Raw genomic sequence first — 23605 nt, 5'->3', positions numbered from 1 at the left:
GCGCCCGCGTGTCCCTGAATCGGACACGCGGGCGTGCATATGTTTGGTAATGACTGACTGATTCGTTTGGAACCTAGAAGATGCGCTCGCTTACGCGAAGCGTGTCGCCAGGTTTCACAACCGTGTTGGTGTTAAGCTCGTACTTAACTTCCTGTTCAGCGCCCACACTCTTGATGTACACGACCTTCTTGTTGGCCCGATAGGTGAAACCTCCAGCAGCGGCTACAGCATTCAAAACGGTCAAACCTGAATTGAAGGGGTATTCGCCGGGCCGGCCCACTTCGCCAAGGATGTAAAACGGGCGGTAATTTGTAACCTCTACGCTGACACGTGGCTCAAGGAGGAAACCGTCCGACAGCTTCTCTGCGATGGCGGTTTCAAGTTCCTGGCTGCTGCTGCCCGTCGCGGCCACCTGACCGATCAATGGAAGGGAGATTGCGCCAGTTCCGTCGATTACAAATTGACCCGAAAGTTCGGGCTGACCAAAAACATTGATGCGAAGTTTGTCGCCCGTGCCCAAAGTATAAGCAGTATTCGTTTGGGCCTGTGTCGGTGCGGAGTTATCGACTACCTGACGGGTAGCCGTGCCGCCGGATTCACATGCTGTCATAAACATGAACATGGCGACCATCGCCGTAAAAATTGCCGAACGAAGCAGCGACATTTTGAAATCTCCATACAGAGGCGCTTAAAGGCGCCCATCGTTTCACACTGACACACTCAGGTGGTCAGAAAGCTAATGTCCTTGCCGAAGAACCTTGCCGCAGACAGTTTGCCGCTCAGGAAGGCCCCGGTATCGAGGCCAATGCGGCGATTGTCACGGAATATACCTTCGGCTGGCGTATGCCCGTGGACTATGAGATGCGAAAATTGCTTCGTGTCGTCAAGGAACTCGTCCCGGATCCAGAGCATGTCGCGAATGGTCTGGTCTTGCATGGCCTTTTCAGGCCGCAAGCCAGCATGGACAAACAAATAGTCGCCAGCCGTATAGTAGGGTTTTAGGGATCGGTAAAAGTCGAGGTGGGCTTCAGGCAGCCTTTCCCGAAAGGCCGTCCAAAGCGTGGCCCAGGCATCGCGGGCCGCCGCCATGGCCTCATGCGAGCCGAGACTTCCGCGTGTATTCGGTGGTTGAAAACCGTAGGAGTAAAGTGTCTCTCCGCCGCCAAAACGAACCCATTGGCTGCCGAAAGAGGCATCCTCAAGAAACTTGAGGAATGCCTCTTCATGGTTGCCCATCAGGAAGACCGTGTTGAACTTATCCAGGCGGTCTCCGAGGAAGAATTCAATGACATCGCGGGATTGCAAGCCACGGTCAATATAGTCGCCAAGGAAGACAAGCGTGACGGTTGTGCCTTCAGGCAAATTGGCCGAATCGGCTTCGATTTCCTCGACCAACCGTTCAAGCAAGTCACGCCTTCCGTGAATGTCTCCGATTGCGTAAAGGCACTCTCCATCAGGAGCCGATGTCACACGGGTCACCGCACTGCGGGCAGGTTGCGCCACCGCCGGGGACTCCAGATGGACGCCACGCGTGCTGCCCGCACGAATCCGGGCGCGCAGCGACGTCGCCGAGCGCGTTAGGCGCCCGAACTGTTCCAGTAAAGACCTCTGCAAGAGTTGTGGCAATCTGGACATGGTTACTTTCTGGTCAATCTCTCTCTTTATAGTGGTTTCGTGATAAACGCCAATTTCCTGCCTCACCTGATTATCGAGCCCCCATAAGGGATTGCTTGATGAATCCTGCAGCCCAGCTCATATGCATCGTACCCGACGCAAGCCCTGCAAGAAGCCCGCAGGTAGAGCGTTTGGAGACGCTGACGATGATTGACGCAGCAACAAGTATGCCGAGATAACCAAAAGGCAGGATTAAGGCGACTGGGAAAAAGGGCGAGGCCAGGAGCCCGGCCACGCTGCCGAGCAGCGCCAGAACAGGCAACATCTGGCGGATTTTTGGTCTCTGGCGATGTTTGAATATGGTCCGCGCGCGGCCTTTTCCGTAATTGAAATACTGCTTGGCCAGCGTCCCTACGGTTGAGCGTGGGATGTAGATCTTGCGGATGGTGGCATCGAGGTATATGCGGCCGCCAGCCTGAGCGACCCGTTCGTCATACTCGGCGTCTTCGTTATGCGAAAATGATCCGTCATAGCCCCCCAGGGTCCGGAAAACGGTAAGATCAAAGCCGGCATGATGGCCGTGATCGACATAGCCGGACTGGCGCCCGCCGCGGTGGGCTGATCCGCCGGATCCGAGCGGCGTGTCGACGATCCAGGCATTTGCCTTCTCAAAACAGGTTTCGCCGCGGGCATCCATTGGGATGACAACCGAAGCGGCGCTGGTGTGAATGAGGACGCTGGTGACTGACAGGATGAAGTCTTGAGGAAATACGGAATGGGCATCGCAACGAACGAGGAAACGGGTGTCCGCATCGGCACACTCGGTTACTGCACGATTGACCGCCGCCGACTGGAACCGTTCAGGATTGTAAAGAATCTTTAGGTTTGGGAATTCGTGGATAAGTCTTTCCACGATCTCTGCTGTGCCATCCGTACTGCCCCCGTCCACCACAACGAGCGGGACGCTGCGCAGCCAGACGTCACCTGTCATGAGCGAGCGGATGCAGGTCTCGATATGCCGCGCCTCATTCAGCGCCGGTATCACGGCCAGAACGTGCGAGGCATCGATCCTAATATCTGTTCTCTCAAGAGGGATGACGCTTGATTCCACTGTGAATCCTGTAAGTTGGCTCGTTTCAACGGGACATGAGCAAGTCCCGTTCCAAATTACGCGCAATACACGAATTAGCGGCCGCTGAGACTCGAAATACTACACTCGAACATCGAAAAGCTGTCAGGAACAACGGATTTTGATCCACATGCCTGACGTTTCAGCCGGACCTTCCCGCCTTGAACCATCTTTTTTGGAGTCCGCGCCCCTAGGTCAAGCTTGCCCCCGCCCGGGAAGCTCATAGTGTGCAGAAAAACAAATCGTACTTAAGGGAGAGACCACATGATCGGCGTTGTTGCGAAACTCAAGATTCAGGACGGCAAGCAGGCCGAGTTCGAGCAGATTGCCAAGGATTTGATGGCCAAGGTCAAGGCGAACGAGCCGGGCTGTCTGACCTACCAGCTTTACAAGACCAAGGGTTCTGAAACCGACTATATCTTCATGGAGCAATACGCTTCGGCCGATGCTCTCAAGTCTCATGGCCAAACCGAGTATTTCAAGGCAGCTGGCCCGAAACTGGGTGGTGTCCTCGGCGGAGCGCCGGAAATCCAGTATTACGACATCGTAGAATAAGGCGGAGTGCCGAAGAATGGATCTGTCATTCACGCCCGAAGATACCGCGTTCCAAAAAGAGGTACGCGACTGGATTGCCGAATCTTACACGCCTGACCTTCGGGCAAAGATGGCGCTGTCCAAGAATGGTTATCTCGACAAGGAAGGGCAGGTCGCCTGGCAAAAGAAGCTGTATGAGAAGGGCTGGATTGCACCCAACTGGCCTGAGCAATACGGCGGTCCGGGGCTGACCCCGTCGGAACGGTATATTCTGAACATGGAACTATCCTCAGCGGGAACGCCCATTGTCAGCCCTATGGGCGTTGCGATGGTTGCGCCGGTGATCATGGCTTTCGGATCAGAGGCGCAGAAGAAGCGACACCTACCGTCAATCCTCTCGTCCGATGTCTGGTGGTGCCAGGGATATTCTGAGCCCGGCTCTGGTTCGGACCTTGCGTCCCTCCAAATGAGCGCAGTGCGCGATGGCGACGACTATGTGCTCAACGGATCGAAGATATGGACCACGCTGGCACAATGGGCTGACTGGATCTTCTGCCTCGTGCGGACAGACAAGAGCGGCAAAAACCAGGAAGGCATCAGCTTCATTATCTTTCCGATGAACCTGCCTGGCATCACGATTTCAGCTCTGCCCACGCTCGACGGCCCGCCTGAAGGCGAGCAGGAAATCAATCAGGTCTTCTTCGAGAACGTACGCGTTCCGATAGCGGAATCCTTGATTGGCGAGGAGAACAAGGGATGGACATACGCCAAGTACCTCCTTCAGTTCGAGCGCGGCAATGCCTATGCGCCGGGGCTTCGCAACATGTTGAAGAAGGTGCGCAAGCTGGCCAAGGTCGATAGTGTCACGGGTGGTGATCTCCTGAATGACCCTGATTTTGCGCGCAAGCTCACGCAAATGGAGATCGGTATCGAAGCGCTTGATGCCACGGAACAGCGCATATTCTCTGCGCTGTCGGCAGGTGAGGCGGTAGGGCCGGAAAGCTCTATGTTGAAATGTGCCGGTTCTGAAATGCAGCAAGCGATCACTGAACTCGCGATTGAGGCGGCAGGCACCTACGGGGCGCCATTCGTGCGGAACACTATGGAATTGGCACGCGACGGTGCGAACGCCGACACGCCAACGCCGATTGAGGCCGTTACGACCGTTCCGAGCTATTTCAGCTATCGCAAGACATCGATCTATGCCGGCTCGAACGAGATCCAGCGTAACATCATGTCCAAGATGGTCCTTGGTCTTTAAGTCTTTACGCTGAACAGGGGGCTGCGCATGGCCATTGGATCCCAAGGCAAACCGAGCCACCTGACCCGCATCGCGTTTGGCGTAGGGGGCATCGCAGATGGCGTGAAGAATAACGGCTTCGATTATTTCCTGTTGTTCTATTACAGTCAGGTTCTGGGCGTATCGGCCTCGCTTGTGGCGGCTGCGCTGTTCATCGCACTCATTGTCGACGCAGTTTCAGACCCGGTGGTCGGATACTGGTCGGACAATTTCCGGACACGCCTCGGGCGACGACACCCGTTCATGTATGCTGCTATGGTACCCGTCGCCATTGCGTATTTCTTCGCGTGGAATCCACCCGCCGGGTTGGAGGGGAATGATCTTTTTGGCTGGCTGGTTGCGCTGACGATCTGTGTGAGACTGCTCTTCACAATATATGAAGTGCCACAGAACGCCCTCGCCGCCGAGCTGACCAGCGACTATGACGCCCGTACGTCGCTAATGTCGTATCGATATTTCTTTGCCTGGGTCGGCGGCCTGAGTATCCAGATTGCGCTTCTGGCCCTGCTTTTGCGGCCAACCGAGGCGGATCCGTCCGGCTTCTTCAACAAGGAGGGTTGGCATACTTACGGGCTTTGGGCGGCCATCGTCATTTTCCTCGCTGTCCTCGCGACGACGGCAGGAACGCATGGTCATATTCCACATCTGAAGTCCCCGCCGCCTCAGCGGAAACTTACGGTCGGACGCATTTTCAAGGAAATTCTGGAGACGGTTTCAAACCCGTCATTCCGCGCGCTCTTCCTGGCGACCCTATTCGGGCTCCTTGCGACAGGTATCTCTGCGTCGCTGAACCAATATATCAATGGACTCTTCTGGGGCTTCACGACGGACCAAACGGCACTTCTTACGGTGGCGGTTTATATATCGGCCGTGATTGCCCTCTTTGTGGCGCCTCTTGTCGGCAAGACGCTTGGCAAGAAGCGAGGTGCAATCATCGTGGGGCTGATGGCTTTCACGATAGCGCCGGCGCCGGTTCTGGCGCGCGTGATTGGCATCATGCCGCCTAACGGGACGGACCTTCTGTTCAATATCGTGATAACCGTCACGGTGTTCGACGTCGCCCTTATCATCGCCACCCAGATGCTGATGGGCTCCATGATTGCCGATATCGTTGAGGATAGCGAACTCCAGACCGGAAGGCGGTCGGAAGGCATATTCTTCGCGGGTATCAGCTTTATCCGCAAGCTCGCACAGGGCTCAGGCGTGATGCTTGCGGCGATTGTCCTGTCAGTCGCCTCCATTACGCCGGGCATGCGGCCGGGTAATGTGCCAGAATCGCAGCTACAATTGCTGGGCATCGGTTATGCTGTCTCGCTGCTCTCGATCTGGATGCTCATGATATTCTGCGTCTCGTTCTATCGGATCAGCCGGGAAGGGCATGAGGCCAATCTTCGGGCACTGGCAGAGCGGGCTGGTACGATTGGACCAAATCCGCATTCTGACTGAAATGTCATATATTGACGAATTGCCTCCTGAGTGATGCCGCAATAGAGCCATAGTCATGATGCACTCACTACCTATGACGAAACACATCTCGAAACTGTTGGCTGTAGCGGGTCTGGCAGTTCTGGCGCTCCTCATCGTCGCGCTTTTGCCCTTGTTTGCCGAAGCCGAGGAAATCGTCCCACAGAGCCGCACCGAGATGGAACTCTCGTTTGCGCCATTGGTGAAGCAGACCTCTCCTTCAGTTGTAAACGTCTACACACAGAAGCGTGTGACTTCACGCGTTTCTCCAATGGAGCAGTTCTTTTCCGGCGGTGTTGCGCCGCGCGAGCGCGTGCAGAACTCCTTGGGATCAGGCGTGATCGTCGGGGCGGATGGTGTGATCGTCACCAATAATCATGTCGTGGAGGGTGCTGAGTCATTTCGTGTCGTGCTCAGTGACCGCCGGGAATATCCTGCTGAACTGGTTCTGGCGGATGAGCGCACCGATTTGGCCGTGCTGAAGATCGACACGAATGGCGCCAAGCTGCCAACCTTGCCCTATGCCGATACGCGTGCATCGCAGGTTGGGGATCTCGTGCTGGCCATCGGTAACCCGTTCGGTATCGGGCAGACCGTCACCAGCGGCATCCTGTCGGCAACGGCGCGTACGGATGTCGGCATTTCCGACTATGCCTTCTTCCTGCAGACCGACGCGGCCGTGAACCCTGGCAATTCCGGTGGTGCGCTCATCAATACCAAGGGCGAGCTCGTCGGCGTCAATACGGCGATCTTCTCGCGTTCAGGAGGTTCTAACGGTATCGGCTTTGCCATTCCTGCTGAGATGGTGAAACGGGTGGTGAATGCGGCCATCAATGAGGGGTCGTTTGTGCGCCCTTGGCTGGGCCTTGCCGGGCAGGCCGTCAGTTATGACATGGCGAAGGCGCAAGGGCTGGACCGCCCGATCGGCGTGATGGTGACGGAAGTTTACGATGATGGTCCGGCGGATCGCGCGGGCCTGCGTCGGGGCGATCTCGTGACGGACATCGACGGTCGCGAAGTGTTTGACGAGAAAGGCCTGAAGTTTCTGGCTGCGATCAAAAGCCCGGGTGAAACGACAGAGCTGACCCTGTTGCGCGGTGGCAAGCAGATGACTAAGAAGGTGAAGCTGGCGCCGCCGCCGGGCGCAACCGAAGCTGATGTCGTCTTGCTCGATGGCCAGAATGTATTCTCAGGTGCGCGCGTCGTTGAGCTTTCGCCACGCCTCGCGGAAGAGAATGGTCTCGACCCATTCCAGAAGGGGTCTGGCATTTATGTGCACTCGGTTCTGCGCCGTTCGGTGGCGCGGGGTTATTTCCGGCCCGGCGATATCATCCGCTCTGTGAATGGCGTTCAGACAAAGTCCGTCAAAGACCTGAAGGCCTTGCTCAAGCCCGATACCCATACATGGAATATCGAACTTGAGCGGAACGGGCACATGATCCAAGGCACCGTGACCCTCTAGTCAGCCTGGCGCGCATGAACGATTACCGGCACATTCTCAAAGCCAAGCACGAAATTCGACAGGACGCGCTCCGGCTTGCCGACGACTTCGATATGTTCAAACCGAGCAAGGATTTCCTCCCAGAGAATGCGTAACTGCATCTCGGCGACGCGGTTGCCCATGCAACGATGGATGCCGAAGCCGAACGACAGATGCCGACGTGCGTTCGCCCGGTCGATAATGAACTGGTCGGGGTTCTCGATGACGGAACCGTCCCGGTTGCCTGAAACATACCACATGACGACCTTGTCGCCCTTGCGCATCTGCTTGCCCTGAAACTCGACATCCTCGAGCACCGTCCGGCGCATGTGGGCCAGCGGCGTTTGCCAGCGAATGATTTCAGACACCATGTTGGGAACGAGGGAAGGATCGGCCTTCAGTTTCGCGTATTGCTCCGGAAAATCATTAAGCGCGACAACGCCGCCCGAGATGGAGTTGCGGGTCGTGTCATTGCCGCCGACGATGAGCAGCATGAGGTTGCCCAGAAGTTCCATTGGATTTTTAATCATGTCCTTAGTCTTGGGATCATGGGCAAACAGGGAGATGAAATCGAACTTGCGTGGCTGGGCCGCGCGTTCCTGCCAGAGCCCCATGAAATAGGCGAGGCATTTATGGAGTTCCGCTTCGCGGTGCTTCATGTCGACTTCAATGCCCACGGTTTCAGACGTCGTCGTGACATCGGACCAGTAGGGCAGGAGGTGGCGGTCTTCGAAGGGGAAGTCGAAGAGTGTTGCCAGCATCTGGGTAGTCAGCTCTTTCGAGACCTGCTCGACCCAGTTGATCTCTTCCCCGATTGGTAGTGCATCCAGAATGGTGCACACGCGCTGGCGTATCAGGGCTTCGATGTCGCTGAGCTGCGTGGGCGCGACAGCGGGCTGTACCGCCTTGCGCTGGACGTCATGTATCGGCGGATCCTGCGCAATGAACATCGGCGTGTCGAAATCGTCCGGGGCGTCGCCAATCACGATATCCCGCTTGGATGAGAACACGCGGTGGTTTGAGTCCACGGCCATGATGTCTTCATACCGGGTTATCGACCAGAAGGGGCCGAACTGGCTTTTCTCGCAGAAGTGAACGGGGTCTTCTTCACGGAGGCGCCGGAAGTAGTCGCCATGGCGATTGTGGAGAAAGAGCTCCGCCCGCGACACATCGAGTGTCTCGAGTGGGATATCCCACGGATTAGGTATGTCAGGTCCCACCTGATGCAGGGTGTCCGCCATAGTATCCTCCCATGTGTTTTTATTCTTATGGGAAACACGCTACGCCTGATTGCGCGTACAGGGAAGACGTCAGGCCGAACCGATTGTTGTGCGATGCAACAGACGGTCGTAGCCCTTGTATCCGCCAGTTGCCATGTGGAGCAGGCTACGATTGTCCCACATCAGAAGCATTTCCGATTGCCATTTATGCCGATACTGGAATTGCGGCTGCGTTTGCCACCGGTAAATTTCGCTCAGGAGGTCCCAGGATTCTGCTGGGTCCATCCCTTCAATGCCGATGATGTAGCCGGCGCAGCCAAAGAGCGCGTCGCGCCCGGTTTCAGGATGGGGCTTGATCAGAGGGTGCCGCTGAGTGGCATCTGCGTCTGCGGAAGGACGGATATCCATTGAGCGACCGGCGGCCCTGTCAGATTCGCCGTAAGCGCCGGAGGGAGCGTAGGCGTTGCGGGCAGAGTGAATGGCGTAGCGCCCTTCGATCCTCTGGCGTAGCGAGTCGGGCATCTGCTCAAGTGCCAGGTGCTGGTTCGCGAAGAGCGTATCGCCACCTTCAGGCGGAATGGTAATGCCGTAAAGGCACGTTCCGGCCGGCGGCGTGGCCTGGAAACTCCAGTCGGTATGCCAGGTTTCGGCGAATATGGGGGCTGTTTCATCTGCGGCACGTTTGACGGCGATGATGTGTTTGCGGCCGGGAATGGGAGCGATGAAGGGATCGTCGCCGAAGGGCCCGAACAGGAGTGTGAAGCGCTCCAGGTCGTCATCGCTTATGGACTGGCGGGGGAAGGCGAGGACGTGGTGCTTGAGCCATGCGTTTCGTATTTCCTGCACCAGATCAGGCGATACGGGCTGGGACAGGTCAAGCCCGGTTACGGATGCGGCGAATGGCTGTCCTGACGGACTAATCTCTATCGACATGTTATTTTCCTCCATGGTCACCTTATCATGCAGCTAGTTCCCGCCTAGGAGTGCTTTATGTCCGATCTGTTTGCTGCTTCAGGCCTTTCCGAGTCCGCTCCGCGACCACTCGCGGACCGTTTACGGCCCGCGCGGCTGGCCGATGTGGTTGGCCAGGACCATTTGATCGGTGCGGACGCTCCGCTGAGCCGGATGCTTGAGGCCGGGCGTTTGTCCTCCATTATCCTGTGGGGCCCTCCCGGCGTGGGGAAGACCACGATTGCCCGGCTGCTGGCCGCAGAGACGGATCTCGAGTTCGAGGCGATCAGTGCGATCTTTTCGGGCGTGAAAGACCTGCGCGCCGTGTTCGACAAGGCGCAGGCGCGCCGCGATATGGGAAAGGGCACGCTGCTCTTCGTTGATGAGATCCACCGGTTCAACCGGGCCCAGCAGGATGGGTTCCTGCCGTATGTCGAAAGCGGCGCCGTGACGCTTGTTGGCGCCACGACCGAGAATCCGAGTTTCGAGATCAATGGCGCGCTTCTCTCGCGCTGCGCGGTTCTCACGCTGAAGCGGCTGGAGCCGGAGGCGATGGAGACTTTGCTGCAGCGGGCCGAAGCGCTGGAGGGGCGGCCGCTGCCTGTTGTTGATCGCGCGCGGCAGGCCGTGATCGACATGGCGGACGGTGATGGTCGCTATTTGCTGAATTTGGCCGAGCAGGCTTTCATGATGGCGAGCGCGCCGCGCCTCCTGTCGCTTGAGGAATTGAGCGCGGCTGTCCAGAAACGGGCGCCAGCCTATGACAAGGACCGGGAAGAGCATTACAATCTCATCTCGGCCTTGCATAAATCCATTCGTGGGTCTGACCCGGATGCAGCGCTGTACTGGTTTGCGCGCATGCTGGAGGGCGGTGAAGACCCGCTTTTCCTGGCGCGACGCCTGGTGCGGATGGCGAGCGAGGATATCGGATTGGCGGACCCGACAGCGCTTATGATTTGCGGGGAAGCAGCCCGCACGTATGAGCGGCTAGGGAGCCCTGAAGGTGAACTTGCGCTTGCACATGCCGTTATCCACTTGGCGACCGCTCCGAAATCCAACGCGGCCTATGTGGCTTACAAGGCGGCACGCCGAGCGGCGGCCCAGACGGGAAGTCGTATGCCGCCAAAGCACATTCTCAACGCGCCGACGTCCATGATGAAGGATCAGGGTTATGGCGACGGCTATCAGTATGATCATGATACTGAAGAGGGCGTGTCAGGGCAGAATTACTTTCCGGACGGCATGGAAAGTGAGCGCTATTATGAGCCGAAAGGGCAGGGGCGGGAGCGCCCCATTGCCGAGCGCCTGAAAGAAATCGCGGCTATCCGTGCGCGTAAGCAGGGGGGCAAATGACACGAAACAAGCCAGTGCCGGATATTTCACCCGAAGATGTCGCGTTCATGCGTGGACTGATAATTTATCAGGACTTCGACTTGATCGGCTTTGACAAGCCATCTGGCCTGCCTGTCCAGGATGGGCGAGGCATTGATCGTTCTCTGGATTCCCTTCTGGTCGCCTTTGCGCGATCCAACGGCAAAAGACCAAAGCTGGTGCACAGGCTGGACGCTGGCACATCGGGTGTCATCATCGTGGCAAAGACGCAGCCAGCTGCTGCTTTCTTTTCCGCTGAGTTCGCGGAGCGGCGGACGCGCAAGACCTATGTTGCGATGGTCAGTGGCGCGATCCCATCCGGGCGTGAAGGGGTGATCGATGCACCGCTTGTAAAGGTGCAGGAAGGTGGGCGGGCGCGCATGATTGTTGCGAAGGCCGGACGTAAGGGCGCGCAAGCTGCTCGAACAGGGTGGAAGGTGCTGGCAGCATCAGGAACGCATGCGCTGATGCAGCTAAGTCCGGAAACAGGCCGCATGCACCAGATACGCATTCACCTTGCGCATCTCGGCTGCCCGATTCTCGGCGATACAATATATGGCACAGGCCTGCAGGGCGCCCCGCGCCTGATGCTGCATGCCCTGAAGCTGGAAATCGCCCGGCCGTCAGGTGTGACTGCGACGCTGGAGGCGCCGCTGCCCGACATTTTCGGTGAACTCGCGGAAGTGCACGGGCTCGAAGATTATTCGGGCTTGTAATACTCGCGATACCATTCGACGAATGCGGTGACGCCAGTTCTGACATCCGTTGTCGGAACATATCCCGTCAGGGCTTTAAGCAAGCTGGCGTCAGCATAGGTCTGCTTCACATCACCGGGCTGCATGCCGATCATGTTCTTGACCGCCTTGCGGCCAATCGCGTCCTCGATCGCCTCAATATAATCCATGAGACGTACGGGTGTCTCATTGCCGATATTGACGAGGCGGTAGGGCGCAACCGGGCTCAGGGAGTCGGTCTGGCTCACGGGCGCGTCCATTTCAGGCGGCGTGTCCATCAAGCGGCGGATCGCCTCTACAAGGTCTTCAACATAGGTGAAGTCGCGCAGCAGATCGCCATGATTGAAGACATCAATCGGGATGCCTTTGAAGATCTTGTCGGTGAACAGGAAGAAGGCCATGTCCGGCCGGCCCCATGGTCCATACACGCTGAAGAAGCGGAGCATGGTTGTCGGTGTCCCATAGAGATGGGAGTGGCTGTGCGCGATCAGTTCGCTGGCAAGCTTGGTCGCCGCATAGATGGTAAGCGGGTGTGGCGCAGCATCTGTTTCCTCGAATGGAAACTTCTGGTTCGCGCCATAGGCCGAGCTTGTCGATGCCATGACGAGATGCTTGGCGCCTGTCTGGCGCGAAAGCTCGATTACATTGAACGAGCCGACGACGTTGGCGTCGATATATTCGCGCGGATGGTCGAGACTGTAGCGTACTCCAGCCTGCGCTGCGAGATGCACGACGATCTCCGGCATGAAGTCGTGAAACACCTTTTTCATTGCGTCGTCGTCTTCGACGCGGATCGGGTGCATTTCGAACGATGGGAAAGGCGTCAGGCGCGCGACGCGGTCATGTTTGAGCTGTACGTCATAATAGGGTGTGAAACAGTCAACGCCGCAGACTTCGTGGCCTTCAGAGAGCAGGCGGTGAGCCAGTTCGCTTCCAATAAATCCGGCAGCACCGGTCAGCAGGACTTTCATGGGTAAACTCGTATCTCTCTACTTGGCCCAGATTGGGCGCCGTGTAACAGGGGCGAGGCCGCTATTGCACACAATACCGGTCTCGCGAAGGCTTACGGCCCGAGTGTGCAAAAGGCCTGCCAGTTTCCCGGCAGGCCTTTAGGTAAATATAGATGGATGTATCAGTGCTCGCGAATGCGTGGGCCGATGGCCATCATCTGCCCTGAGTTTGCCGCGTCTGCTGCGGTCATCTCTTCGAGCAGTACCTGCATGCGGTCGTCATTGGCGACGGTTCCGAGCATATAGGCGACCTTCGCGCTTTCCTCCGAGACACCGAAAATGCTTTCGAGGGCCTCAAAGCCCGACTTGCGGCGCGGGTAGTAAGTCAGACGCGGCGTGACATCGGCCTCGATGCCGCCGAGTTCCTTGGCCTTTTCAATGGCATCCATGAAACCACCGATCTCATCGACCAGGCCTTTGCTGATGGCATCCTCGCCGCTCCACACGCGGCCACGTGCAATTTCATTGACTTCATCATAGGTCATGCCGCGCCCGTCGCCGACAATGCCGAGGAAGCGGTCATAGCCGCGCTTGAGCCACGCTTTCACTTCAGCTTCCTGGCTTTCGGTGAACTTGCCCGTCCCATAGGCATCAGCGAACTCGCCCCCGACACTGACCGTATCGAACGTTACGCCGATCTTGTTGAACGCGCCTTCAAGGGCGAACTTGCCGCCGAAGATGCCGATCGAGCCAGTGATCGTCGAGCGGTCCGCCATGATATAGTCAGCGCCTGCGGAAACGTAATAGCCGCCTGAAGCGGCAAGCGAGCCCATCGATACGACCACCGGCTTGCCGTTTTCCTGGACGCGTTTGATGGCACGCCAGATCTGGTCAGAGGCTGTGGGCGATCCGCCTGGGCTGTCGACGCGGAAGACGATGGCCTTTACCTTGTCATTGTCACCTGCATCAAGAATGGCGCGGGCTATCGCGTCTGATGCAAAGGCTGGCGGGCTGGAGAAGGGTGAGCCCCCCTCGGCGCCGCCTGTTACAATCGCACCTTCGCCGCCGACGACGGCAATAAGTGGAGCTTTCAAGCTGACCATTGGCGCAATATAGCCTGCGAGTTCGACAAGCTCGGCATCCTTGCCTGCGCGTTCCTTGGCAGCTTCTTCGGCTTCTTCCGGCCATCCAAGCTTGTCCATGATCTTGAGATCGATGACTTGCTGGGCCGTTTTCGGACCGCTTTCGAGTTCTGCCTTGAGCTTGCCGACCGGGATACCGCGATCTTCTGCAATCTCGCGGAGCGAGACATTCCAGATCGAATCAGCCAGAGCCGTCATCGCCTCGCGGTGTGGTTCCGTGTAGGCGGTCTCATTATATGTGTTGGGTGCGTTCTTGTACTCGTAGAACGGGTAGATTTCCGAGGTCACGTCGATCTTGTCGAACAGGCCTTTGAGAAATTCAGTCTCAAAAGTGACGCCTGTGGCGAACAGGTCCGTTCCAGGTTGGATCCAGATCTCGTCGGCAGCCGTGATGGAGCGAAGCGCGGACGGGCCGCTCATGCCGTAAGTGCCTTGCGTATGCGCGATGATGAACTTCCCCGAGTCGCGGAAACTGTGGAAAGCCTGGCGCAATTCTTCCGCGCGAGAGCTGCCGACACCGATCATGGCGCCCCTCACATAGAGGCCTTTGACGGAATCGTCGGTCTCAGCTGCCTTAAGTTTGGTCAGCAGATCTATAAAACCGGGCGTTTGTGAAAAAGCTGCCAATCCACCAACAGGACTTTGATCGGGGTATTCTGCATTGAGATCGAGGCTCAGAACAATTTTATCTGGTTTGGGAGGGGCGGAACTCGTTGCCCCGGCAATGAGCACCACGACAAATGAAACCATCAGCAGGATGAAAACGAGCATGGCCGCGAAGGCGCCTGCCATGGAGAGAAAGAATGTTTTCATAGGGTGCGAACTCCGTTCGGTGTGATCATTGATCGTCACTAGGACGTTGCCGATTATCGATAAAAATGTAAAGGCCTGGCAGCATGTGACAAAGAAACATGCGCCTTGTCACAAGGTTTGATGGGATATGACCGCTCAAACCGTGTGATCGGGTGTTGCCAGCGTGTGCAAGAGTGGCTATCTCGCCTGCTTCGCGTTGGGGTGTCGCCAAGCGGTAAGGCACCGGTTTTTGGTACCGGCATTCCCAGGTTCGAATCCTGGCACCCCAGCCATCCATTTTGCTGCTCTGCAACATAGTAATACTAGGTATCGCTGTATTGCGAGTGTTGCCTTCGAATGGGACGCGGATATTTTCTAAACGAATCGTAAAGCCTTGTTGATCCCGCCGTTCAGGGTTGTTAGCGTCGGGTTTCGCAAATTAGGGCGTTGCGGACTTGTTGCCAGAATGGCAAGGGTCAGAGCGAGAGAGCGACCAGCGCTCCAGAAAAATGGGTAGGTGTCGGGCGCTTAAGCCTTGCGACTTCCAACTAACTCGGCCGGTGTGTTTTTTGGCCAGGCATTGAAACCGGGACATCTTCGCTAGCAGGATGCCTGATTGTCGAATTTTCCGCGCAATAAATGCGCGACCGTTTGGAGAGTGAGAGGCAAACCTCATGAAGAAACTTCTGTCACCAGCTCGCAGCGTTATTGCTGTGGCGCTGATTGCTGGACTGGCCATCCCGGCCCAGGCTCAGTTGCGCGAAGCGCTAAACACGGGCGAGCAGGCCACACGGCAAGCTGAAAAAGTCCAAGAACAAATCAACCAGCTTGATGATGAGCGTACCGACATGGTTCGCGAATATCGTACGCTGCTGCAGCGCCGCGATGCTGCGGAACTGTACTCCAAGCAACAAGAGCTGGTCGTCAAAAGCCAGCGCGAAGAGATTGTCTCGCTGACCGAGCAACTTGGCTCGATCGACGACATCACTGCCCAGACAGTTCCAATGCTGTTGAGCATGATCGAAGATCTTCAGAATTTTGTTGCGGCTGATCTGCCATTCAAAAAGACGGAGCGCGAGGCACGCCTCGATGGTCTCGTCGGCATCATGCAGCAACCTGACGTCACTGCAGCTGAACAGTATCGCCTGATCATGGACGCCTACCAGGCCGAAATGGAATACGGTCGTACGATCAGCACCTGGCAGGAAGAAATCGACCTCGACGGCAAGCCGACCACTGTCGACATGTTCCTCTATGGACGTGTGGCACTCGTTTACCTGACGCCGAACGGCAAGGCTTCTCGCTACAACCGGGCAACCGAAGCGTGGGAACCACTGAGCGGCAAGTATGTGCCCGATATCGCCAAGGCGATCCGGGTCGCGCAGGGCAAGGCACAACAAGACGTGCTGTTTGCTCCGGTCCAGAAGTTCTCGGTCGAATAGTCGGCGCGATCCAGGCAAGAAGAGGTATAGAAGATGTTTAAGTTTAAATCCTCGCTGAAGGCTCTGGGCGCGGCAACGCTGCTCGGTCTCAGCTCAGTAACCCTCGCTGCTCCGGCAGATGCACAGGCGACTTTGAAGTCGGTTCTGGACAGCATCAAACGGGACTCGAATGAAATGTCCGCCGCTGATCAGGCTCGCCTTCGCGAGTTCCAGCAGGACAAGAATGCTCAGGAAGCCAAGATGACCGAAGCGCGTGGCGCGCTTGCGACTGTCGAAGCGAAGGGCAGGGCTCTCGGCGCCGAATTTGACGCCAATGAAGCGGAACTCTCGGCTCTTGAAGGCCAGGTTTCCGAACAGGCGGGCGACTTTCAGGAGCTGCTCGGCCAGTTCCGTACGGCTGCTGGTGAAACGATGCCTGAAATTGCGAACTCGTTCGCAAGCTTCAACTATCCAGACCGCGTAGAAAGCATTGCCCAGGTTGCGGAAGCCCGCACATTGCCAACGCGTTCGCAGCTCGAGAATCTGCCCAAGGCCATGCTGCAAGAGATGATCGCGCAGTCCGAAGTGAAAACCTTCACTGCCGTTGTCGACGGCATTGGCCCAGATGGTTCGAACGCTGAAGCCGAGCTGATGCGCGTTGGTGTCTTCACCGCTGCGACGACGCAAGGCAAGAAGTTCGTCGAAGTCAAAAAAGGCGATGACGGCGACACGTTCCTTCAGGCATTCAAGCAACAGCCTGCCGGTTCTTATAGCTCGGCAATGGGCTCGCTGATCAATGCTGGCCCGGACCAACTCGTCCGCGCACCAGTCGATCCATCCAAAGGTAACCTGTTCGGTATCCTTGGCGACCTTCCGAAATTCGCTGACCGCCTTAAGCAAGGTGGCTCGGTTGGTGCAGTTATTGCTGTGCTCGCCGTGATCGGTATCCTGATTGGTCTCTATAAGATCTTCACGCTCTTCACGATGGGCGGTGCAATGCGCAAGACGGCGAAAACCCGTCAGGCCGGTACCGGCAACCCACTGGCTCGCGTGTTTGAAGCCTACGAAACCAATAAGAATGCAGACATCGAGACGCTTGAGCTCAAACTTGACGAGCAGATCCTCCGTGAATCGCCCCGCATCGAACGCTTCAACGACATCATCAAGGTGTTCGCTGCTGTTGCTCCGCTGCTCGGTCTTCTCGGTACCGTTATCGGTATGATCATCACCTTCACCACGATCACGATCTATGGTGCAGGCGATCCAAAACTGATGGCAGGCGGTATCTCGGTTGCTCTTATGACAACGGTGTTTGGCCTTGTGGCCGCCATTCCGCTGCTGCTGATCCACGCTGTCGCTTCGTCGATGGCTCGTGGCAACCAGCAAATTCTCGACGAGCAGGCCGCTGGCCTGGTTGCTGAGAAAGCGGAATCCACGCGTGGGGTGATGGCGTAAGCCATCCCCCTCGTTTCACTCGAGGAGGAGGAACCCGATCATGGGTTTTGCAGATCTACAAGCTTTCCTCGATCGTGGCGGTCCCGTGTTGATTGTCATCATGGCAGCAACATTCTTCATGTGGGCACTTATCCTGGAACGGCTGTTCTATTTCAGGTTTGCTCACAAGCAAGTGGCCGCGGAAGCGATCGCGGAGTGGCGTTCCCGCTCCGATCGGAAGTCGACACTCGCGCACTGGGTGCGTGACAAGCTGGTCTCGGAAGTTCGTGCGAAAGCCGAGCAGAATGTCCAGCTCACGAAGGCCATGGTGGCTCTTGCGCCACTCCTTGGTCTACTCGGAACAGTGACGGGGATGGTGGCCGTGTTCGACGTTATGGCTATCACCAACGGTGCTGACGCAAAGGCAATGTCTGCGGGTGTGTCCCGCGCGACAATTCCGACAATGGCCGGCATGGTCGCGTCGCTCTCTGGCATTCTGTTTACATCCGGCATGGATCGCCGCGTGGATCGGTCTGTCCAGTGGGTCGAAGACGAGATGGAGATCGGCTGATGCGTGGACGTAAGGTAAGAAATCCGGACGAGGCCAACGTTGACCTCACGCCAATGCTGGATGTGGTTTTCATTCTGCTCATCTTCTTCATCGTGACGGCGACGTTCGCGCAGGAAGAAGCTCTGGGTCTTGAACCGCCACCGCCACCGGCTCCGGAGACAGATCAACAGGAGCAGGTGCCAGCCATTCTGATCCTGATCGATGAGACTAACCTCATCACTGTGAACGGCCGAGCGACGGATATCGGTTCAGTGCGTGCGAATATCGAGCGTGTGCGTGCCGAAACTCCAGAGAGTGCCGTTGTCATCCAGGCACACCCAAAGGCAAAGAGCGGCGTGATCGTTCTGATCCGGGATGCGGCTTACAATGCAGGCTATAGGGACCGGGTAAACCTCGTCCTTACGGCTGTAGAATAGAGGAGCGACACACATGGCACGCAGAAAACGCCAATCAGTCGCCGGTGGGGGAGGAGCGGAAGACGATGTCAACCTGACGCCCATGCTGGACGTTGTGTTCATCCTTCTAATCTTCTTCATTGTGACGGCGCAGTTCATCAAGGAACCAGGTGTCCCTATTGTCCGTCCTGAAGTGGACAACAAGGCGCAGGTCAAGCCACTCGCGATCCTGATCGCGATCGACAAGAACAGCGATATCTATATCGACAAAAAGCAAGTTTCGCCTGACGAGATTGGCTTCACGTTCAAGCAATTGCGTGAAGACAACCCAAAAGGTGAAGTTGTTGTTCAGGCTGATGTAGATGCTGAAGCCGAGGTGCTGGTCGATGTCATGGAAACGATCAACAAGATCGATTCCGCGACGGTGATCAATATTTCGGCCAAGCGAGAATAGGAGACTCAGACATGTTCAACAGTCCGTTTATGAGATTGGGAGCTGCCCTCGTTATTGCCGTTCCGATCGTCTATCTTCTGTTCATCATGATGAGCTCGCTGATCAACGTCACCGAGATCAAGGTGGACAAAGGTGAGCAACGCGTTCTGGCTGCTATCACGCCTCAAAAACAGGATAGCGAAGTTCGCACGCGTCAACGGTCCAAACCGAAGCGCCTGGATTCGGCTGCCAAGCCGCCTCCACCGCCAAAAGTGTCGGCAACAAAATCGCAGATCAACCTGCCGACTCCGAAGATCGAAGGCGCAGCTCCTACGGAGCTCAACCTTGGCCGTATGCAATCGCTCGCGATTGATCCGGTTGCGATCTCTGACCGTGATGCTCAGCCGATCCGCCCACCGACGCCATCGTTCCCGCAGCGCGCTGCAGAGCGTGGCATCGAAGGTAGCTGTGACGTCCGTTTCGACGTGGATACACGGGGTCGCCCGTATAACGTCTCGGCCTCCTGCACGAACGACATGTTCAAGTCGGAAGCAGAACGCGCCGTTGCACGAGTTGAATTTGCTCCGAAGATCATTCGTGGCAAGGCAGCTGAGCGCAAGAACGTTGTGTATCCGCTGGAATTCAAGCTGCAGTAGGCGATGAACATTGATTGCACACTGACATTCAAGGAGCGCCCCGAAATGGGCGCTCCTTTTTTTCAGAGCGTTTTGATGAAAGTCCAGATTTGCCGGATTGCGGTACCAATTGCGCAAGACGGCAAAAAATGATACTATGTAACAAATGGAGTCGCGTCGGATACGTATGATTGCTGCACATTCCGTCACTTATTGGAATGGCTGCGCGGGTACTACGGGAGCCAAAAAATGGTCAACCCAATACCTTCATGCCTCATTACCGGCACGGTTTTCTGAAGGTTGAGCAAAGCGTGATTTAGATCCTGAATTCCGAATGGGAAACGCTATGATCGAATGAAGAATTGATGTTGATTGGCATTGACGAATTGGGTCGGTGAGACCCATACATGAAGTGAATAAGTAACAGTCTTTTAATGGGCAGAAGCGCGCTACAGATTACGTAAGTTACCGCGCGGAAGTTATTGATCCCGCCCGACAATTCCGGTTGATTGGGCCAAACCCCGCGAGCTGCGCGGAGAGGAGAGGAAAATGGGAATTAGAGCAACTCTCAAGGGCGCCGTGCTCGTTGGCTTTATGGCAACGATGGGTGCTGGCGCTGCAATGGCGCAGTCTTGTACCGAAACCGAGTTCAGCTCGAAAACGGGCCAGACCTATCTCGAGGCCGAACAGGCTGCGATGGTCAAGAAGGACTTCAATACGGCGATTTCAAAACTCAACTCGCTGCGTTCAACCGAGTTGAACTGCTACGAGGAAGGCGCTGTTATCAAGCTCTCCGCGTATATCAAGATTGAGAACGGTGATCGTGCTGGCGCTGTCCAGGATCTGCTCACTGCGCTCAACAAAGGTTATATCCCTGCAGCGGACGCCGCTCAGACCTACTATAACATTGCCCAGATTTATCTTCAGGAAGAAGACCTTGGCAAAGCGCTCGAGTACATGACCAAGTGGCAACAGGCAGGTGGTAAACCTGACCGTACGCAGAAATGGCAGCTTGCTGTGCTCAACCAGCGCGCCGACAAGTTCAAAGAAGCTGTTCGGTGGGCCGAAGAAGTCCGCGCCGACGATGGCAATAATTACAAGCAGGAAGTCTATGACCTTCTGCTCTATCTTTACAATGAGACCGGTCAAAAGGCGAAGTTGGCTGAAGTGCTGGAAGTTCTTGTCGAACGCAATCCTAACGAGCGCAAATATTGGGATGCAATTGCCGGCAACTATTTCGCTGATAATGAAGAGCGCAAGGCCTTCGAAGTTCAGAAGGCCATGTATCTTGGCGGCTTGCTGAAAACCGAAGACGAGCTCATGCGCGTCGTAAACTTCTACAACCGTTTCAACGCTCCCTACCATGCCGCACGCGTTCTCGAGAAAGAGATGAATGCGGGCCGTATCTCCAAGAACCTCGATCACCTCGAACTCCTTGCAAACCTGTACCAGGTGGCACGTGAACACGAGAAAGCGATCCCGGTTATCAAGCAGGCTGCTGATGCTGGTGGCGGCGGCGCAATGTATGAACGTCTTGGCCGATCCTATGCTGACCTCCAGAAATGGAAAGACACAGAAGACGCGCTCAACAAGGCGATCAGCATGGGCGGCATCAAGGACCGCGGAAACGCTTACGTCCTGATTGGCCAGTCGCGCTATGAGCGTGGCGATCGGGCAGGGGCCCGGGAATCGTTCAAGACGGCCGGCAACAATGCAGGGCGCAGCTGGATCGACTTTATGAACTCCGAGGAAAACACCAAGCGCGCCTTGGTTTGCTTCGAAGTTCAGTCCGCATGGCTGAACGTTGAGAATGAAGCGAAGATCTGTAAGCGCCTGGCCGTTCTGGGTGAAGACAACATTCCCGAGAACTGCAAGACCATCAAGGAACGTCTCTCCGAGGCTGAAGCGAAGTACAACGCGACACCGGAGTGCAAGGGGCAGGCAACCTGATCCCGTAAGGGGCACGGCCTTTTAAGGCACCCTACAATCTATCAAACGAGAAAAGCCCCGGACAAAGCTGCCGGGGCTTTTTCTGTAGCATGAGTACACAGAAGGCATGGGGGCACTCGCGTTGTGCTTTCGATTACCCTCAAGGGGCTCGCCCGATTGACGGCAAAACAAAACCGCCGACATCATAAAATGTCGGCGGTTTGGGAAGAGGTAATTGTAAAGCGGGCGTGCGTCAGGACGCCGTTGTCGAAATCCCGAATGCGGTAGGGCTTGAGCTGCTCATCGGCGTCGACGATTCATTGGAGACCGAAGAAGCTGACGCGCCCTTCGGGCCTGTCTCTTTCAGCGGGTCATCAGCGTGCTTCACCTGACCTTCGAAGACAGCATTCGACTGGATCTGAAGCGACGAATGAACGATGTCGCCTTTAACATGGGCGCCGGATTCCAGCTCGACCTTGCGAGCGCGGATAGATCCACGGATCTTGCCTTTTACCTTCACGACTTCGGCTTTCACTTCGCCCGTGATGTGTCCGGAAGCGCCAATCGTAATGTCTGTTGCGCTGACGTCACCATCAACAACGCCGTCGATCTGAAGGGCGCCTTCAGAAATGACAGACCCGTTTATCTTCATGTCGGCGCAAATGATCGACGCCGCGCGGGCCGCAGGCTTCATCGCTGCGCCGCGGATTGCATCCTGTGCAGTAGCTGCTTTGACGGGTTCAGGAGTGGTGGTTTCTGGTGTTTTGTTTTTAGTGAACATGTCGGCCTGCTTTCAAGAATTTCGCTGGATCATAAGGTTTGCCGTTGAACCAGACTTCATAGTGAAGATGGTCGCCCGTGCTTCGTCCGGTGGTCCCCATCTTGCCGACCAAGTCTCCGATTTCCACGGTATCCCCCTTTGATACCGTAATTGCGCTCAAGTGACCATAGCGGGACTTGAAGCCATGTCCGTGGTCGATCTCGACCAGACGCCCGTAGCCGGAGCTGGCGCCCGCGAATGATACCTTGCCTGGTCCGGCCGCAACAATTGGCGCGGCATGGTACGCAGCAAGGTCAAGGCCGTTGTGCCAGCCTGGGCGCTTGCGGAATGGGTCAATGCGCATGCCATAGTCGCTTGTCTGGCGGAATGGAACGCCGACGGGTCGACCAAGCGGCAAGCTGGCAACGATCTGTTCGTAATAACGCATCTCTTCGACGCGTGCGCGTGTCTGGTTGAGGCGATTGTAAAACGATGCCTCATCGGTTGTCAGGTTTGAGGCGCTGGATGTGAGCGTCGCGATTGGTACAAGCGGGCCGCCCATTTCAGCACCAGACATGATCCTGTCGCTGCCAACCGAGGTCAACTGCAGAACACCGCGCGCGCGCTCGGCGCGATCAATGGCCAGGTCTTCCGCTTCATCCAGGATACGCTCCTGGTCATATTTCAGGTTCTTGAGGCTCACGCGTGTGCCACTCGTGTCGAAGGCGGCAGTAATGGGCTCGAAATGGCGTGACTGACGATTATCAGCTTCTTCGATTGACGCCTTGACCAGAAGGCCCGTGCCGTCACCCTTCAGGGCAGAGACTTCAAGGTTTTCGTCGCCTTTGAGTTTGTCGAAAAGATCTTCCAGGGCTTTCTGGCGGTCTTCCCACTCAGCGGTCTCTTTCTGGAAGGCGTCTGTGCGTTCCTCAAGGAGCGAGCGGGAGAGAGCATCCTTTGCGCGGAGTTCCTGAACCCAGCGCTCATACTTGGCGAGTTCACGATCATCGGGCGCGCCGGCAATTGTGCTGCTGGGCCCGCCGAGAACATAACTGCCTGTAACGAAGAGGGTCCAACCGGCCAAGGCAGCCGCACCAGCAGCAATAATAGCCTGCTGCCAAGGCGATACCGAAATATAGCGAACCGTGCCACCGCTGCGATGATAGATCTGGCGTTCAGGAAACGCCCGATCAAACGTCGCTTTTACGCTTGCACTCCACTTTGCCATGCACGCCACCTGTCGACTGGAAATCACACCCCATGCTGCAACAATTACTACAGCACGTTTCCCAAACCCGTGGACCCATAAATACCCATTTCGAACTGGGGTGAAAGCCCTACAGAGC

The 23605-nt window shown here is 56.5% G+C and carries 22 protein-coding genes and 1 tRNA gene; 14 read left to right on the top strand and 9 right to left on the bottom strand.

Annotation, left to right across the window (positions count from 1 at the left end):
* Positions 1 to 73 precede the first annotated feature (73 nt).
* The 3 genes from V7651_RS16735 to V7651_RS16725 all read right to left on the bottom strand — a co-directional run bounded on the left by V7651_RS16735 (position 74) and on the right by V7651_RS16725 (position 2725).
* Positions 74 to 664, bottom strand: a complete 591-nt coding sequence (locus V7651_RS16735; RefSeq protein ID WP_335591740.1) for a polysaccharide biosynthesis/export family protein — start codon at positions 662 to 664, stop codon at positions 74 to 76.
* 56 nt (positions 665 to 720) lie between these two features.
* Entirely contained in the window at positions 721 to 1635 is a 915-nt protein-coding gene (locus V7651_RS16730) for a metallophosphoesterase family protein (RefSeq protein WP_335613819.1), read from the bottom strand.
* A gap of 70 nt (positions 1636 to 1705) precedes the next feature.
* Positions 1706 to 2725, bottom strand: coding sequence for a glycosyltransferase family 2 protein (locus tag V7651_RS16725; protein WP_335613818.1), 1020 nt, complete (start codon positions 2723 to 2725; stop codon positions 1706 to 1708).
* 282 nt (positions 2726 to 3007) lie between these two features.
* Here V7651_RS16725 and V7651_RS16720 point away from each other — a divergent pair, with 282 nt between their 5' ends.
* The 4 genes from V7651_RS16720 to V7651_RS16705 all read left to right on the top strand — a co-directional run bounded on the left by V7651_RS16720 (position 3008) and on the right by V7651_RS16705 (position 7503).
* The gene (locus tag V7651_RS16720; protein WP_035540362.1) at positions 3008 to 3298 is read left to right on the top strand and encodes a putative quinol monooxygenase; all 291 of its coding nucleotides are present in this window, start codon (positions 3008 to 3010) and stop codon (positions 3296 to 3298) included.
* Positions 3299 to 3314: 16 nt separating this feature from the next.
* Positions 3315 to 4538: an acyl-CoA dehydrogenase family protein gene (locus tag V7651_RS16715; RefSeq protein ID WP_335613817.1), complete on the top strand. Its 1224-nt coding sequence runs from the start codon at positions 3315 to 3317 to the stop codon at positions 4536 to 4538.
* Between the two features lie 27 nt (positions 4539 to 4565).
* The gene (locus V7651_RS16710; RefSeq protein ID WP_035540364.1) at positions 4566 to 6023 is read left to right on the top strand and encodes an MFS transporter; all 1458 of its coding nucleotides are present in this window, start codon (positions 4566 to 4568) and stop codon (positions 6021 to 6023) included.
* A gap of 73 nt (positions 6024 to 6096) precedes the next feature.
* Positions 6097 to 7503, top strand: coding sequence for a Do family serine endopeptidase (locus tag V7651_RS16705; protein ID WP_035540366.1), 1407 nt, complete (start codon positions 6097 to 6099; stop codon positions 7501 to 7503).
* Here the strand turns inward: V7651_RS16705 and V7651_RS16700 are convergent.
* Both V7651_RS16700 and V7651_RS16695 read right to left on the bottom strand, forming a co-directional pair.
* Positions 7500 to 8762: a cytochrome P450 gene (locus V7651_RS16700; protein ID WP_335613816.1), complete on the bottom strand. Its 1263-nt coding sequence runs from the start codon at positions 8760 to 8762 to the stop codon at positions 7500 to 7502. The two genes, V7651_RS16705 and V7651_RS16700, sit on opposite strands and share 4 nt — an antisense overlap.
* Positions 8763 to 8831: 69 nt before the next feature.
* Positions 8832 to 9674 carry a TauD/TfdA dioxygenase family protein gene (locus V7651_RS16695; RefSeq protein ID WP_035540372.1) on the bottom strand — a complete coding sequence of 281 codons (843 nt, stop codon included), beginning with the start codon at positions 9672 to 9674 and terminating at the stop codon, positions 8832 to 8834.
* Between the two features lie 57 nt (positions 9675 to 9731).
* Between V7651_RS16695 and V7651_RS16690 the strand changes: the two genes are divergently transcribed.
* Together V7651_RS16690 and V7651_RS16685 are read left to right on the top strand one after the other, a co-directional pair.
* The gene (locus tag V7651_RS16690) at positions 9732 to 11045 is read left to right on the top strand and encodes a replication-associated recombination protein A (RefSeq protein ID WP_335613815.1); all 1314 of its coding nucleotides are present in this window, start codon (positions 9732 to 9734) and stop codon (positions 11043 to 11045) included.
* Complete coding sequence (locus tag V7651_RS16685) at positions 11042 to 11779, top strand: RluA family pseudouridine synthase (protein ID WP_335613814.1); 738 nt, start codon at positions 11042 to 11044, stop codon at positions 11777 to 11779. Before V7651_RS16690 ends, V7651_RS16685 begins: the two co-directional genes overlap by 4 nt.
* On the opposite strand, the gene V7651_RS16680 is transcribed toward V7651_RS16685, so the two are convergent.
* Positions 11764 to 12768, bottom strand: coding sequence for an NAD-dependent epimerase/dehydratase family protein (locus tag V7651_RS16680; RefSeq protein WP_335613813.1), 1005 nt, complete (start codon positions 12766 to 12768; stop codon positions 11764 to 11766). The genes V7651_RS16685 and V7651_RS16680 overlap by 16 nt on opposite strands.
* Before the next feature lie 161 nt (positions 12769 to 12929).
* The gene (sppA, locus tag V7651_RS16675) at positions 12930 to 14702 is read right to left on the bottom strand and encodes a signal peptide peptidase SppA (protein WP_335613812.1); all 1773 of its coding nucleotides are present in this window, start codon (positions 14700 to 14702) and stop codon (positions 12930 to 12932) included.
* A gap of 197 nt (positions 14703 to 14899) precedes the next feature.
* Here sppA and V7651_RS16670 point away from each other — a divergent pair.
* From V7651_RS16670 to V7651_RS16635, 8 genes are all read left to right on the top strand, one after another.
* Positions 14900 to 14974: transfer RNA gene (locus V7651_RS16670), tRNA-Gln, on the top strand.
* A gap of 381 nt (positions 14975 to 15355) precedes the next feature.
* Positions 15356 to 16123: a DUF3450 domain-containing protein gene (locus tag V7651_RS16665; RefSeq protein WP_035540382.1), complete on the top strand. Its 768-nt coding sequence runs from the start codon at positions 15356 to 15358 to the stop codon at positions 16121 to 16123.
* Between the two features lie 33 nt (positions 16124 to 16156).
* A complete protein-coding gene (locus V7651_RS16660; RefSeq protein WP_035540385.1) occupies positions 16157 to 17557 on the top strand; it encodes a MotA/TolQ/ExbB proton channel family protein in 1401 nt (466 codons plus the stop codon).
* Positions 17558 to 17597: 40 nt separating this feature from the next.
* The gene (locus V7651_RS16655) at positions 17598 to 18107 is read left to right on the top strand and encodes a MotA/TolQ/ExbB proton channel family protein (protein WP_035540388.1); all 510 of its coding nucleotides are present in this window, start codon (positions 17598 to 17600) and stop codon (positions 18105 to 18107) included.
* On the top strand, positions 18107 to 18523 hold the full coding sequence (locus tag V7651_RS16650; RefSeq protein WP_035540391.1) for an ExbD/TolR family protein: 417 nt from the start codon (positions 18107 to 18109) through the stop codon (positions 18521 to 18523). The genes V7651_RS16655 and V7651_RS16650 overlap by 1 nt, the downstream gene beginning before the upstream one ends.
* 13 nt (positions 18524 to 18536) lie before the next feature.
* Positions 18537 to 18956 carry an ExbD/TolR family protein gene (locus V7651_RS16645; RefSeq protein ID WP_335613810.1) on the top strand — a complete coding sequence of 140 codons (420 nt, stop codon included), beginning with the start codon at positions 18537 to 18539 and terminating at the stop codon, positions 18954 to 18956.
* An 11-nt stretch (positions 18957 to 18967) separates the two neighbouring features.
* Complete coding sequence (locus tag V7651_RS16640; RefSeq protein WP_035540396.1) at positions 18968 to 19591, top strand: energy transducer TonB; 624 nt, start codon at positions 18968 to 18970, stop codon at positions 19589 to 19591.
* 528 nt (positions 19592 to 20119) lie between these two features.
* The gene (locus V7651_RS16635) at positions 20120 to 21520 is read left to right on the top strand and encodes a tetratricopeptide repeat protein (RefSeq protein ID WP_035540398.1); all 1401 of its coding nucleotides are present in this window, start codon (positions 20120 to 20122) and stop codon (positions 21518 to 21520) included.
* A 232-nt stretch (positions 21521 to 21752) separates the two neighbouring features.
* Here the strand turns inward: V7651_RS16635 and V7651_RS16630 are convergent, their stop codons facing one another.
* Positions 21753 to 22280 (bottom strand): bactofilin family protein, encoded by a 528-nt coding sequence (locus tag V7651_RS16630; protein ID WP_035540401.1) that lies wholly within the window; start codon positions 22278 to 22280, stop codon positions 21753 to 21755.
* Positions 22270 to 23487, bottom strand: coding sequence for a M23 family metallopeptidase (locus V7651_RS16625; RefSeq protein ID WP_035540404.1), 1218 nt, complete (start codon positions 23485 to 23487; stop codon positions 22270 to 22272). Before V7651_RS16625 ends, V7651_RS16630 begins: the two co-directional genes overlap by 11 nt.
* Positions 23488 to 23605 lie beyond the last annotated feature (118 nt).

Origin of the sequence: Hyphomonas oceanitis (assembly GCF_036964545.1) — a bacterium.
In the GTDB taxonomy this organism is placed as follows: domain Bacteria; phylum Pseudomonadota; class Alphaproteobacteria; order Caulobacterales; family Hyphomonadaceae; genus Hyphomonas; species Hyphomonas oceanitis.
The sequence above is the reverse complement of the archived record's forward strand: the minus strand, read 5'-3'. Positions and strand labels throughout refer to the sequence as shown.